Source organism: Wolbachia endosymbiont (group A) of Pogonocherus hispidulus, from assembly GCF_964028195.1.
GTDB lineage: Bacteria > Pseudomonadota > Alphaproteobacteria > Rickettsiales > Anaplasmataceae > Wolbachia.
On sequence record NZ_OZ034750.1, the window covers coordinates 1,480,108 to 1,493,269 of the forward strand.

A 13,162-nucleotide genomic window follows, 5' to 3' on the forward strand; every position below is an offset into this window, starting at 1 on the left:
CTTTATACTACAATTCCTTCAAAATGAATATTTTTCCCATTTGGTAGATAAATACCATCTAATGAAATATTGACCTTTCCTTCTTTCACCTCTGTGATTTTTACCTTTTCGAGTTTGAATCTTTTTTCCCATTTTTCTAGTGCTCCTGCTGTTGCTGCGTAAATTTCTAACGTAAAATCACGATTTACTGGCTTATCTACTAATTCAAACAATCGGGAACCATACTCTCTTCTCATAACACGTGATCCAATTGGCGTGGTTAATATATCAATAATTGATTGTTTCAGATGGTCTAAATCTTCCAGTTCTTTCCCACTAGTAGCACTCATACCACGCATCTTTTTTACCCTGCAAATACATTTTTGCTATCACCCATCACATGAAAACCACACGATGCCAAGTCACCGGTTCTTGTTATGCCAATATCATTCACAAATACGCTGTTTGAACCTTGTATTAGCTTCTCTCCCAGAGTTAAGATATCACCTTTTCGACACACAGATCTCCCTTTCTTAAAAACATCACTACTTCCACTCATACAAACATGTGCCGGTATTCCACTGCAATAATCCCCTATACAAACGATTGCTTTACCCATATACTAGTTTAGATCTATTCTCCTTCCCTTAAGTTTTATTCCCTTTTTTGTCATTTTTATACTTGATTCCCCAACTTTCAACGTTATTTTATCTACTACTTCAATCTCAAGATGATGATTCTCCTTATCATACGATAATTTCGTTCCATCCTGAAACTCAAAAATATGCGCGTCTTTTCGGCATTCCGAGGGAAAATACTTCTGCTGATAAATTGCCGGTAACACCACCCCTAATGACAACTCTCCATATGGCGATAATACTATTACTTGCTCATCAATATTCGGCGCAAACCAACTTCTATCTTCTCCTGCTCTTGCCGTTACCCACGGAAGCCAATCGGTTATAAATTCTCCTACTTTGACCCTTACTCTTGCCTTTTCATGGTCTATTTCTTTAACTAGACCTATACGCATAATGTTCGCTAGCCTTCTATTTAGCTCTGCAATGGCAAAATTATGCTCTAACATCTATCTCTATAATATGCGGCGTAACTCCGCCTGAAAATATTGACTTGCCTACATGGATTTCATGCACCCATTCAACCATCCACACTAGATATGCATCTAATTCTGGCCTAAAATCATCTCCTCCTGCTGATATAAATTCACCTGCTGAAACATTTTCCACGTCCCAAGTATTCTTATTCACTACTCTCGCAACTTCTGCTGCTAATTCTCTCACAACTACCGAGATGATATGAATTGTTATTGCTTGGCTGGAAGCATGAGAAGATAATAACTTCTCAGAGTGGATAGGTGGCAGGTTGAAAGGATTCATGAGGCCCTATTTTGCTTTTATATGCAATAATGGGATTAGACCTCGTTACCGAGATTAACCGCCCCTGCCACCGAAAACCATCGTGCAGCCCATAAAATTTGGTGACCGCGTATAGGAGGTTGGACCAACCGGTAATATTCTACTCTGATATTTTGTAGTATTCAATAAGAGGGAAAATTTATGCGTTACATAGGTGTTGATTTACACACTAATAGCTTTACTGTTTGCTACTTAGAAACAGGAAAGCAAGAATATATTCGCACATTTCACTTACAGGACTTGGACAATTTCGTTGAAGGTCTTAAATCAGAAGATGAAATAGCTTTCGAAGCTACAGGTAATAGCTGTTTCTTTTATGATGCAGTGTCATCTTACGTCAAGCGCGCAGTGATAATTGCACCCTGGCAATTTGAAGTTATTCGCCGCTCTGTAAAGAAGACAGACAGGCATGATGCAAGAGCTATTGCTTTCTTTCTAAGCAAGGATATGTTGCCTGAAGCGAGATGTAAAAGCAAACAATGCCAGCAGTTAGCTTCTCTTCTTCGAACAAGAGAGCAGTTAGTGAAATCACAAGTATCTCTAATCAATAAAATGCACGGTCTTTTTAATTATCATGGGATAAAAATTAAGAAGGAAACGCTGACAACTAAAGCTGGATTTGAACGCTCTATTCAAAAACACAATTGGGATTATATAGAAAAGATAGAGATTGAAGTAATTAGCTATCAACTGGAAGCTATTCGAGAAAACCTCAAGAAGCTTAAAGAAGAAATTACCGCTTTTGCTAAACAACTTCCTGGGTTTAATAATATTATCAGTATTAAAGGTATTGGTGCAATTTCTGCAGCAGTTTTTATCACGACAATTGGCGATATTAATGATTTTAGCAATCCTGAAAAGCTCACTGCTTATTTCGGAGTTGTACCATCAGTTTCTCAATCTAATCAGCAATGTACTATTGGAAGAATCACCAAATATGGGCCAAAAATGGCACGAACTTCTTTAGTACAGTGTACCTGGGTCGCTATACGATATAGTCCTTACCTGAAAAGTTTTTACGAGCATGTGAAAAAGAAGCGTGGTTCTGCTAAGGCTATTATTGCAACTGCTAGAAAATTTCTAACAACCATTTTCTATACACTGAAAAGGAAGTGGATTTTTGAAGATTTTACAAAATTTGAATTTTTTATTGAACAATAATTGTAAGGGAAAATATGATACCTTAGTTTTTATAAGCCAAATGAATATGTGCTTTAAGTGTATGTAGACGCACATATTCATTAGCTACATTAATTTAAAAAATATTAATTAAAAACTTAGTATTAGTATTTTTGTTGTCAATGAAACAACTTTTGATCGAATAAGATGGTACAGTAATAAATAAAAAATTGCATTAGAGCTGAATTTTACATCAGAAAATGTTTTAAGTAATACAAAAAATCATTATTGACTTTTATGCAATTGAGAGCTACCGATTTCTGACAGACATTTTCTACACACTTAAAGACAACCGGGTTTTAAAGATTTTACAAAATATGAAATTTCTTATTGACAACAATCATAGGAGGAATCCTCGACTGTTCCATCAACTACAATTCTCGCTTCAAATCTTGCTCTCAGCGCAAACTCCTCTGTTCCCGGATCTTTCCCTGGTTCTAAACTTGCAAGCTCTACAAATACTGCTGGCGCTATTATTTCCCGACCTACCGCTCTATACACTTCGCACGTTTGTATTGCTGGGATTTCTTCTTTTAGCGTTTTACAAATTGCCTCATGTAAACCTTTCCAAAATTCTTTCATTGCTTCTTTAAAAGAACATTCAACTCATGCTCAAAATATTCCTCAAACACTTTTCCTGTTTTATAACTAGCCATTTCTTTTACTATCTTTTGCACATTTTCTCCGATCGGTACAGTAACTTCATAAATCGGCAAGGCTGTTCTTCCTCTTCGTCTAAAAATACCTCTATGTCCGGTTGGCATCTTAGCAATAAATGCTCCTTCAAACATATGTTTCCCTGCCTTTGCTCCTTTTGCCATTTGTTTTATATCGCCAAGCTTTGAAGATTTTACTCCATATAACCCTATCCTTACTAGAGCCCTCTGATAATTTCTTGTTGCTCTCACTATCCATAATCTTTTTCTGATTAATTGCCGTTTTATTTGCGTATCTTTACTTAGTTCTTTCGTAGCTTGCTCTTTTGTCCACAATGCCGTTTTGTTTAATGCTCTTACTGTTGCTCTTGTTATCTTAGCTTGGCTAGCTTCAATACTTTGAATTATTTTCTCAATGCTGCCGCTTATTCCAATTTCAACACGCATTTACACCCCCGATGCTTGAATTTTCCATACCATTCCCGAATTGTCCCTAAGCGGCGGTGAATGTACTTTGTATCTACGGTTACCAATAATAAAGACATCTCCTACCATTGGCTTTAATATATCAAAAATGCTGACCTCAAGTATTAACATTTCTCCGATAAATTGTCCTTCACCAATCTCGTATAATTTATCTGGCTGTTGCTTCAATATTTGTACCATATATGCCTTATCCTTTGACTCATACAACGCTTGCTGCCCTAGATGTGCAAAACAGTCTTTAAATAATCTTTTTATTTTTTCTTGCATCTTTTTCCTTTATGCACTAATCTCTACATGTACGCTAAGAAGGGGCATACTGGTAGAGCAGTCTCATGCCTCACCATTTTGTAGTTGCTCTACCAGTATTGTTATGCTGCAGCGATTTTAACTAATATCCCCGGGCGGTGGCACATCGGCAAAGGGTTGGATTGGGTATGAAGGTCAGTTCCTCTATCAAATCTTCTTGGCTCTTGTTTTGCATATAATGGCTGTCCAAGGGTATTCACTGTTTCATTAAAGTCCGCTGGGGCAAAGTATGTCGTAAATGTGCTTGCTGTTCCTAGTGGAAAACAGTGTCCTGTATCTTTTTCTATAAACCTTCTCACAATTCCTTCAGGGTCGGTTGCTTGCCCTCTATATTCCTCAAATGTTATTCCACAGAACGTAAACCCTGATCTCATATCGTTCCGGAGTGCTGCACCTTCTTGCCATCTCTCGTATGCTTCTTTTACTTTGGCATGCGATGTTAATGCATCAAAAAACTCAGGACTTACCAAGGCATGAATCCCAGTCATATATTCACCACTGAAGTTGTCCTCAACATGGCGCAATACTTCCAGACACTTACGCTTTACATCGGTGGTTGCTGTTCCCAGTGCAAAATTTACTACTTTCGGTGTAATTTCAAATTCGTTGTAAAGGTTTAATAACTCACTGCCATCAGCGTCCAGAATAATTCCTTTGAGCGCACCCATTCGCAAATGTTCTAATGTTATTGCGTGCTTGTTTCTCATCAATTCCAGGTGATCTGTTACCACGTTAGCCAATGCTTTCAGTTCATTCTCTGACCCAAATGCTCTTATCCCTTGCACTTCCTCAGGTAACACTACGTCATCATGGGGAATATGTGGTATCGTAAATGTTCTTATTTTTCGTTTTCCCACTGTTGCTGGTGCTCCAGGAACTTGCGTTGGTCAATACTCCGTTTTGCTCTTCTATGGTAATATGTCGAAATCTTACCGATCTACTTGGAAATAAATTTAAATTTTCGACGCGACCATAATTTATCGGCAATATGTTTATTGCTTTAGTCAATTCCGTCATACTAAATGCTGGATTTGTAAATGGATTTTGCATTTTTTTTCTCCCTTTTTTCCTATTAATTTAAGTTAAACTCCCTTACGGATGATGATCCCTCGTGTTTCAAGTTGCTTTATTGCTGCAGCTTTCTGCTCTTCTGTTATATTTGCTGGCCATACAACCGCATGATCTGCTAACATTGCTATACGTGTAATGATTACTGCTTTGGTGGTTTCCGTTGCGTTTACATCACTTGTTATCACTCCTATCGCTGTCTGCGTACCATCCGTGGCTGCTAAGTTTATAATTTTAATTAGATCATCTTTATCACGACCGACAACCGTGCCAAGCTTAAGGTTCTGCCCCTTTGCTACGGTTATTTGGTCTCTTGAATATAGATTAGACGCTTCATATTTTAGAAGATCGCCTAAATTATTTCCTTCAGTTATACTTGTCATGTTTTTTCTCCTATATTTAGTTTCTCTTACTTAAAAAACTGCGTAAGTTTTTCTAAAATTTTGATGTTAAGTTAAAATAAATCTTCTAACGTAATCACTTTGTTGATTATATCTCTCAAGTGCTGGTTTTCAGTTGCTCCGTTTGCAGCAATAAGTACCCAGAATATTTGTTTTCTTGACCTAGTTTTTTCTTTATAAATTGACTCTTTTTTTCTTAATTGTTCTATATATTCTTTTGTTATCGTATAAGGCTTATCACTGTATTTTATTTCACAAAGTGTCGTACATCCATCCTCTCGATCAAACACCAAGTCTATCTGAGCACCACTTTCTTCGCCGTTTTTCTCTGGGTGATATTGCCACTCACCACATATAGTTAGTATATGTTCTATCTCTAGTTTTCTTCTAATCGTATTGGCATGTTTAAAACACACTGCTTCAAATGCTTGTCCTGTCCATGTTAGCCAAGCTGGTTTTTTTATTGCTAACTCCCAATAATGAACATCACTTGTTATTGCCTTTTTCATTACTTCTCTGAATGGTTCAATCCACGTTAGATAAAATAACACATATTCGTCCATTACCCTGTAATATACTCCTCTCTTTGCCTTATTCAGTGGTAAAAAACCTCCAATAAATCCTGCTGCTTCTAAGCTCCTTAGTTTAGTAGTTAAGTATCCACCTTCAGTGATTTTAGTTGCTTTTATAAGTTCTTTCCTGCTGATCCCTTTTGGCTTTTTTGCAATCACACGAATAATATTTATATACATTTCTGGTTCTTCATACAACGAGTGAAACAACATATCAAATTCATCAAATAACAAACCTTCCTTCTGAAAACAGATCGCATTAATATTTTGTGCTGCTGATAATCCTTGACTTACTTCCTTAAGGTAGTGTGGTATCCCTCCCATGGCCATATAGATCTGTAATATCTGCTGGTGATTAAGATTGACTCCTAAATACCTTAGATACTCTTTAGTTTCACTTAAGTTAAAAGGCTGCAAAGGTATTCTTGCAGTAATACGGTTATGCAATCCTCCTTTATTATAGATTAAATTTTCTAACATCCATGATGCTGCTGAACCACACACGATCAATATAAGCCTTTTTCGATATGTCCAATACACATTCCAGAAGTGTTCTAGTGCTACTAAAAATCCAGATTTTCTTGCAGCAAGCCATGGCAACTCATCAAAAAATAAAACAACCTGCTCATTTCTATGAATATCAATCGAAAGAGTTAATTGACGCAATGCATCCATCCAGTTTTTAGGCAAAGCCATTCTTACACCATTGTAAAAAGATCTAGACAATGATTCTGCAAAGATCTCAAGCTGCTCCTTCAAAGCACCTTTGTTGAGACCTGTCTGCTCAAATAGGATTACATTACGTTTGTTGAAAAATTGTTTTATTAAATATGTTTTTCCTACACGACGTCGACCATACACTGCGATAAACTCGGCTGATTGGGAAAGAAGCTTATTTTCTAGAATCGCTGTTTCTTTTTCTCTACCAATTATTGGTTCACTCATACAATTTACCGCGGCGTATGTTAGCATTATATACCGCGGTTATAAGATGATCAACTTTATTTTACCGCGGCGTATGTTAGTATTATATACCGCGGTTAAGAGTAGACCACCATCAAATGCCCGATTTTGCTCGACTTTTCGCTACCTGCATCATTAAATCTTCTGATGAACTTTGTGGTATTGTACTCAAAATCTCTGTCTTCTTCGTTCTCTCCGCCAGTATCGACATTAATATTTCTTGGGCTTGCTTTGCATTCACATCCTGCTCAATAAATTCTCCTATTTTCTCTGGCATCTTTGATAAATTACATAATCTTATCACTTCTAATACTTCTTTACGGCAGCTTTCGTACCCTAAACATCTTCCTTGCTCAATATCAATATCTATTGCTTGTTCTTTTATCTCAATTTTGCTCATATTATTTCTCCTATAATTATCTATAAATTCTGAAAATGTCGTAATTCCATCCGCAAGACCTACCTCTATTGCTTTCTCACCAAAATATAGCCCTGCTTCCGTTGATTTGATTTTTTCCGTGGAAAGATTTCTGTTTCGTACTATGAGCTCGACAAACATCTCATATAGGCGATCTACTTCCTCTTGTAAGCTTTCCACACTTTCTGATGTTATTGGCTCATGCGGATTTAAATCGTTTTTTCGACTTCCTGCAAAAACAGTTGTGTACTTAATACCTTGTTTTTCATCGAATCCACTTTGATCAATGTGACTTGCTATTACTCCTATACTTCCTACCCCTGATGTTCTGCTTACATACACCTTTTCAGCGCTAGAAGCTATAGCATACGCTGCAGAGTAAGCATCATCATTCGCTATTGCTATTATCTTTCTTTCACCCCTTGCTTTGTAAATAAAGTCAGAAAGGTCGAATAAACCGTTTACTTCTCCTCCGGGGCTGTCTATGTCCAAAATTATTGTTTCTACTTCTTCATCTATTAAAGCTTCCTCTATCTTTTCACGTATCTTCTCATACGATGTCATCCCCAACACATCATCAAAAGCTTCTGACTTTTTTGTCAAGATTCCATGTATTGGTATTACTTTTATTCCCCTTTCATTATTTATTACTGCATGTTTTATGTTTTTAAAAATTGGCTGCTTTCCTGCTTGTAATGACAGTAACTCAAAACTTCTTGGCTCTACCATCATTGGTTTATTGAGCCAGCTCACTTGTATTGTCATATCAACTATGTTTTTTTAAAAATTTTTTATTTGTGTAATTTCATAATTCATTTTCTCAAAAATTCCCTGCTTCTTCCATTGCCTGAACTGCTCATACACAGTCTTCCATAGCATTTGGTAAATAACGCCATTGACACCCTGTACGCAATACATAGAAAATTGCTTCTAATATTTCTCTTTTGCTATACTTTGGCGGCCTTCCTCCTTTCTTGTATGATACTCTGAAGTGTTTTTCTATTCTTGCCCATTCCCTTTCGCTTAGATCTGTTGGATACTTTTTTCTCATCTTTACCCCGTACTAAAATTTCAGATATTATAGCCTTTTACTAGTTTCCGGACAACCTCTTAGATAAGAAGTTGTATTACATACCCACTATGTTTTGTTGCAGTATTTTATTCTATGACAAATATTACGGGATTTTACATAAATCCATTTGTTGGGCTTTTAAAGTATATTACAGAGGTAGTTATAAAAAACGTAGGGAGACCTGTTTTCTATTGATTGCATTCAAGATAACGTTTTCTAACTCCTATTTTAGTAAAATCGTGTGACTTCATAAATGGTTTTATAAGACCCATAAGCTATTTGAATATTTCTTGACTCATTGAACTTTGCAAGGAAAATTATCTTTATTCGCTTCTTTAACACGAACTAAGTAAATAGTATACTTTATCTTTATTTTATAATCTTTTCTTTCGTTTTTTACCCCTACAATTCCCTTTCCAATTCTTGTATATAAGCGCCATCTACCTATCTTCTTTCTTTCATAGCTTTGAGCAAAAAGGATTGACATCATTAGAAGAAGAAGTATATCCTCTAATAGGATAATCAATTAGTACAATAAAAAATGGGAACGTATATTACTTCTTATGCAGTTAGGGCTAAAGATCTCGAAAAAGCAATCGGTTCGAATGATAATCATTTATACGAGAATGTTTTAAAATTACTTTCTTCTGATGATGAAAGTGCTTTGAAGGATTTAATATTCAACCAATCCAATCATTCGGATGAGCTTTATGTGTTTGCAATTGAGGCGCTATGTTCTTACTTTGGTGAAGAATTAAACTACTGGGACGACTGTGCGCCGTAGAAACACGGAAAGTGTTGAAGCTGTGCAGTAGATGAGGGAGGGCCCCTCGGAGCCGGTTTGCAAGAGCAGGCTTCAAACAGCCATAAGCTGCTTTGGTAAAGAGCTAAGGTAGTGAGCGTTATGGAAAAGGCACAATTATGTGTCATGTATGAAATAGAGAGACGAACGCAAGTGAACCACTGATGAAGTGTCGAAAGCGTAGAGACGACGTCAAAACCAGGGGGTAGTCGTTAACCTGGGATGAATCTACAGGGAGCTTGTTTACTGGGTAGGTGGCGTCCGGCATAAAAGTGGCGTGAATCTATTTTAGGCTATTGCATGGAACTACGGGAACCTGTCGTTTCGATGAAAAGGGAGAAGTCCAAAGAGCTGATCTCTGAGGATGAGAGTACCGATGCGAAAAACAGGGGCGGATTAGCTCGTAGTAGCGAAGAAGTTTCTGTAATGGAAATGGAGTGAAGGGGCTAAGTTATTTAGTTTTAATTATTTATCAACCGAAAGGGAGGAGTTAATGAATGAAACAAAGTCTTTTGATATACCAAAGCAACTTATTTGGAGAGCTTATAAACAAGTATCGAAAAATAAAGGTGCAGCAGGTGTAGATGAGGTCTCGATAACAAAGTTTGAAGAAAATCTAAAGGATAATCTATACAAATTATGGAATCGGATGTCATCCGGAAGTTATTTTCCAGAGCCGGTAAAAGCTGTTGCGATACCAAAAGATACAGGAGGGCAAAGAATTTTATGTGTGCCTTCAGTATTCGACAGGATAGCGCAAACAGCAGCTACAATGTATCTTGAGCCGTTAGTAGAACCGAAATTTCACGAAGATTCATATGGTTATAGACCAAATAAGTCTGCGCTGGATGCGGTATACACAGCACGGAAGAGATGTTGGAAAAATGATTGGACGGTAGATCTTGATATATCTGGATTTTTCGACAATCTGGACCACGATTTAGCACTGCAGGCTATCAAGAAACACACAGACTGCAAATGGGTCATACTGTATGTTGAGAGGTGGATGAAAGCCCCCATTCAGCAAGCAGATGGCAGTAGGGTAACAAGGGATAAAGGAGTTCCGCAAGGAGGTTCAATAAGCCCAATCATTTCAAGCATATTTATGCACCATGCGTTTGATATGTGGATGAAACAAAATTATCCAACAGTACCATTTGAAAGATATGTAGATGATGCGATAGTGCACTGCAGAACTAAAAGACAGGCAGGATTTATGAAAGTAATGATTGAAGAAAGATTGGCTAAGTGTAAATTGAAGTTACATCCTGAAAAGACACAGATTGTGTACAGTAAGGATGATGATAGAAAAGAACAATTTCCTAAACAAAGCTTTGATTTTCTAGGTTATACTTTTAGACCTAGAGTAGCAAAGAATAAGATGAGGAATTATTTCATCTCATTTCTACCTGCAATTAGTAACAAAGCCAAGAAGAAGATCAAGAAAACCATAAAGTCATGGAGAATACATCGGATTACATGGACCACACTAGAGGAAATATCGAAGAAAATAGATCCAATAGTCAGAGGCTGGTTTCAGTACTATGGCAGGTTTTATAAATCAGAGATGTATCCATCTCTCAGAAATATAGAGAGATACCTCATAAGATGGGTCAGGACAAAATATAAGAAACTTCGTGATCACGGAAGACTAGCAAAGCAATTTCTAGGAAAAGTGAGAAAGAGGTCTCCAAGTATTTTCTATCATTGGACACTTGGGTTAGGATCAAAAGGCTAAATAATGGGAGCTGTATAAGCCGAGAGGTTTCCGTGCAGTTCTGCGAGAGACTGGTGGGGAAGTTCCGCCGGTCTACTCTCCTTGTTATCATACATGAGAGTGAAGAGATTATTCTGAAGGCTAAGGAGCTAGTCGAAAGTTGGTTAAAAACTATCGGGTTAGAGCTAAAACCTTCAAAAACAAAGATCTCTCACACTCTCAAGTTTTCCAATGGACAGAAACCAGGCTTCGATTTTCTTGGTTTCACAATACGACAATATCCAGTGAAAAGTAAGAAAGGTTACAAGTTATTGATTAAACCAAGTCGTAGTTCTGTTAAACAGCATACGCTGGTTATTAAACATGAGTTAAGGGAAATGCGAGGCGAATCGCAAGAAGCTGTAATAAATAACCTCAATCCAATTGTTAGAGGATGGTGTCAGTACTACACTTCGGCAGTCTCAAGCAAAATCTTTAACTCAATGGATATGATTATGCACACCCAACTTTGGAGGTGGGCAAAATATAGACACCCAAACAAAGGAGGATGCTGGATTAAGAGAAAATACTTTAAAAGGTATGGTAACGAAAATTGGAGATTTATGACAGGTAACGGAATACGTATTACAAAACATGGAGAATATGCCAGTAGATGGCATATCAAAGTGAGAGGAACCAAATCTCCTTATGATGGAGACTGGCCATACTGGGGAAGTCGTTTGAGCACAATTCCAGGAAAATCGCCACAAGTAATAAAACTATTGAAGATACAACAAGGTAAATGTAATTATTGTCATCTTTGGTTTAGATTTGATGACTTAGCACATGTGCATCATCAGGACCGCAATAGACTCAATAATAACATCAAAAACTTATCCTTGTTACATAAGCATTGTCATGACCAATTACACGGAAGTCTGCGTGACAAGCACTGAATTACAGAGAAGCCGGATAACGGGAAACTGTTAAGTCCGGTTTTGAAGCCGAGGGGGGAAAGGCGACTTTCTCTCCTTAGGTAACAATAACTGTTTACTGGAGCTGAGAAGAGGTCACATGAATTTTTGATAAAACAGATACTCCCCTCTATCTAGCTCATTAATAAGTTATAATAGCCTTCTAAAGACGGTTTAAAGAATTTAGTTGCAGTAGAGACAATTAATTGGTTAAATTCCTTAAACTTCATTGATGATCAATGGTTGATTAAAGGATAAATAGGAATGAAAAATATAATATATAAATAGGGTATGTGTATACCTTATATTATTATTTATAATAATATATATATTATAAGGTTTTTCTCTAAACTAAGAAATATATAAAATCAGTCAAGGAGTAGCCTTTTATGGTATTGGAGCAGTTTGCTTAACTTGTAATCTTAAATTATACTAAACTCCTCTACAATAGCCCACTTCTCAGCTTAATAAGATTTCATTTTATAATCTAAACTGGCTTAAACTGCCTAAAATCAGCGTAATCTAAAATCTTACTTCTTAAAATTTTGGACGAATTTAGAACGGACCGCGTATATATATAAGATTTTTTGGACGAAAAACAAGCGAATCCTGTATATATTATAGGCCCCTAAAGTTTTTTCAAAAATATTGAACAGTTTTTGGAATTTTGGTGAACATATATATAGCAAGAAAGCATTAAATCCATATATTTTCATAAAAGGAGTAAACATGTATACTATTACTTTCTTTCGGAAAAAACCTTCTACTCTCTCCGGAAAAAGTCGTAAGAAATCCGGTATTACTATAGTAGGGGTACAAACACTTTTCTATTCGCTTATAATTCCACCTTAAATCAAACTATTCCTAACCTCCAAAGACACCATTATGAACTATACAGCAGAAAGAAAACATTAGTTTTTTTTAATTTATTTTAAATAAAATGCAAATCATTTGGCAAACTTACCAAATAACCAAATGAACTTACAAAGAGAAATGCAGGAAAATCAATACTTTAAAGGAATTTCAAATGGCAAATAAGATTTCATTTGGCAAAACTGCCAATCAGCCTCAAAGCTGCGTATATGGGGAGGTTTAGCCAAAATGTTAAATGGTAAATTTCCTTATATATAATATATATTACATATTAGTAGTAT

Annotated in this window: 13 protein-coding genes and 4 pseudogenes; 5 read left to right on the forward strand and 12 right to left on the reverse strand. The window is 36.5% G+C overall.

The window, feature by feature from the left end; translation table 11 throughout:
- Positions 1-2 precede the first annotated feature (2 nt).
- The 4 genes and pseudogenes from ABWU58_RS07200 to ABWU58_RS07215 all read right to left on the reverse strand — a co-directional run.
- Entirely contained in the window at positions 3-338 is a 336-nt protein-coding gene (locus ABWU58_RS07200) for a GPW/gp25 family protein (RefSeq protein ID WP_353283060.1), read from the reverse strand.
- Positions 339-343: 5 nt separating this feature from the next.
- On the reverse strand, positions 344-598 hold the full coding sequence (locus ABWU58_RS07205) for a PAAR domain-containing protein (RefSeq protein ID WP_353283061.1): 255 nt from the start codon (positions 596-598) through the stop codon (positions 344-346).
- A gap of 3 nt (positions 599-601) precedes the next feature.
- Positions 602-1,066: a phage baseplate assembly protein V gene (locus ABWU58_RS07210; protein ID WP_353283062.1), complete on the reverse strand. Its 465-nt coding sequence runs from the start codon at positions 1,064-1,066 to the stop codon at positions 602-604.
- Positions 1,053-1,304: pseudogene (locus tag ABWU58_RS07215) on the reverse strand (hypothetical protein); the annotation flags it as partial. The pseudogene ABWU58_RS07215 and the gene ABWU58_RS07210, both read right to left, overlap by 14 nt.
- A 252-nt stretch (positions 1,305-1,556) precedes the next feature.
- Between ABWU58_RS07215 and ABWU58_RS07220 the strand changes: the two are divergent.
- Positions 1,557-2,576 carry an IS110 family transposase gene (locus ABWU58_RS07220; RefSeq protein ID WP_353283063.1) on the forward strand — a complete coding sequence of 340 codons (1,020 nt, stop codon included), beginning with the start codon at positions 1,557-1,559 and terminating at the stop codon, positions 2,574-2,576.
- 363 nt (positions 2,577-2,939) lie between these two features.
- Here ABWU58_RS07220 and ABWU58_RS07225 read toward each other — a convergent pair.
- The 8 genes and pseudogenes from ABWU58_RS07225 to ABWU58_RS07260 form a co-directional block, all read right to left on the reverse strand.
- Positions 2,940-3,176: pseudogene (locus ABWU58_RS07225) on the reverse strand (hypothetical protein); the annotation flags it as partial.
- Positions 3,173-3,697, reverse strand: coding sequence for a phage tail protein (locus tag ABWU58_RS07230; protein WP_353283064.1), 525 nt, complete (start codon positions 3,695-3,697; stop codon positions 3,173-3,175). The pseudogene ABWU58_RS07225 and the gene ABWU58_RS07230, both read right to left, overlap by 4 nt.
- On the reverse strand, positions 3,698-4,003 hold the full coding sequence (locus tag ABWU58_RS07235) for a hypothetical protein (RefSeq protein ID WP_353283065.1): 306 nt from the start codon (positions 4,001-4,003) through the stop codon (positions 3,698-3,700). It lies immediately after the preceding gene.
- A 173-nt stretch (positions 4,004-4,176) separates the two neighbouring features.
- A pseudogene (locus ABWU58_RS07240) lies at positions 4,177-5,092 on the reverse strand (major capsid protein); the annotation flags it as partial.
- Positions 5,093-5,124: 32 nt separating this feature from the next.
- The gene (locus ABWU58_RS07245) at positions 5,125-5,493 is read right to left on the reverse strand and encodes a head decoration protein (protein ID WP_353283066.1); all 369 of its coding nucleotides are present in this window, start codon (positions 5,491-5,493) and stop codon (positions 5,125-5,127) included.
- Between the two features lie 71 nt (positions 5,494-5,564).
- Positions 5,565-7,028, reverse strand: coding sequence for an AAA family ATPase (locus ABWU58_RS07250; protein WP_353283067.1), 1,464 nt, complete (start codon positions 7,026-7,028; stop codon positions 5,565-5,567).
- Between the two features lie 112 nt (positions 7,029-7,140).
- Positions 7,141-8,229, reverse strand: a complete 1,089-nt coding sequence (locus ABWU58_RS07255; protein ID WP_353283068.1) for a S49 family peptidase — start codon at positions 8,227-8,229, stop codon at positions 7,141-7,143.
- A 30-nt stretch (positions 8,230-8,259) separates the two neighbouring features.
- Positions 8,260-8,515: pseudogene (locus ABWU58_RS07260) on the reverse strand (transposase); the annotation flags it as partial.
- Positions 8,516-9,077: 562 nt separating this feature from the next.
- Between ABWU58_RS07260 and ABWU58_RS07265 the strand changes: the two are divergent.
- The 4 genes from ABWU58_RS07265 to ABWU58_RS07280 all read left to right on the forward strand — a co-directional run bounded on the left by ABWU58_RS07265 (position 9,078) and on the right by ABWU58_RS07280 (position 11,990).
- A complete protein-coding gene (locus ABWU58_RS07265; RefSeq protein WP_353283069.1) occupies positions 9,078-9,320 on the forward strand; it encodes a hypothetical protein in 243 nt (80 codons plus the stop codon).
- 318 nt (positions 9,321-9,638) lie between these two features.
- Positions 9,639-9,779: a hypothetical protein gene (locus ABWU58_RS07270; RefSeq protein WP_019078704.1), complete on the forward strand. Its 141-nt coding sequence runs from the start codon at positions 9,639-9,641 to the stop codon at positions 9,777-9,779.
- Positions 9,780-9,831: 52 nt separating this feature from the next.
- Entirely contained in the window at positions 9,832-11,076 is a 1,245-nt protein-coding gene (gene ltrA / locus ABWU58_RS07275) for a group II intron reverse transcriptase/maturase (RefSeq protein ID WP_353276809.1), read from the forward strand.
- 53 nt (positions 11,077-11,129) lie between these two features.
- Positions 11,130-11,990, forward strand: a complete 861-nt coding sequence (locus ABWU58_RS07280) for a group II intron reverse transcriptase (protein ID WP_353283070.1) — start codon at positions 11,130-11,132, stop codon at positions 11,988-11,990.
- The last annotated feature ends 1,172 nt before the right edge of the window (positions 11,991-13,162 follow it).

Excerpts from the sequence above, each read along its gene's own strand:
- ABWU58_RS07200 (WP_353283060.1), bottom strand. The coding sequence starts at position 338 with ATGCGTGGTATGAGTGCTACTAGTGGGAAAGAACTGGAAGATTTAGAC.
- ABWU58_RS07205 (WP_353283061.1), bottom strand. The coding sequence starts at position 598 with ATGGGTAAAGCAATCGTTTGTATAGGGGATTATTGCAGTGGAATACCG.
- ABWU58_RS07210 (WP_353283062.1), bottom strand. The coding sequence starts at position 1,066 with ATGTTAGAGCATAATTTTGCCATTGCAGAGCTAAATAGAAGGCTAGCG.
- ABWU58_RS07220 (WP_353283063.1), top strand. The coding sequence starts at position 1,557 with ATGCGTTACATAGGTGTTGATTTACACACTAATAGCTTTACTGTTTGC.
- ABWU58_RS07230 (WP_353283064.1), bottom strand. The coding sequence starts at position 3,697 with ATGCGTGTTGAAATTGGAATAAGCGGCAGCATTGAGAAAATAATTCAA.
- ABWU58_RS07235 (WP_353283065.1), bottom strand. The coding sequence starts at position 4,003 with ATGCAAGAAAAAATAAAAAGATTATTTAAAGACTGTTTTGCACATCTA.
- ABWU58_RS07245 (WP_353283066.1), bottom strand. The coding sequence starts at position 5,493 with ATGACAAGTATAACTGAAGGAAATAATTTAGGCGATCTTCTAAAATAT.
- ABWU58_RS07250 (WP_353283067.1), bottom strand. The coding sequence starts at position 7,028 with ATGAGTGAACCAATAATTGGTAGAGAAAAAGAAACAGCGATTCTAGAA.
- ABWU58_RS07255 (WP_353283068.1), bottom strand. The coding sequence starts at position 8,229 with ATGACAATACAAGTGAGCTGGCTCAATAAACCAATGATGGTAGAGCCA.
- ABWU58_RS07265 (WP_353283069.1), top strand. The coding sequence starts at position 9,078 with ATGGGAACGTATATTACTTCTTATGCAGTTAGGGCTAAAGATCTCGAA.
- ABWU58_RS07270 (WP_019078704.1), top strand. The coding sequence starts at position 9,639 with ATGGAACTACGGGAACCTGTCGTTTCGATGAAAAGGGAGAAGTCCAAA.
- ltrA (WP_353276809.1), top strand. The coding sequence starts at position 9,832 with ATGAATGAAACAAAGTCTTTTGATATACCAAAGCAACTTATTTGGAGA.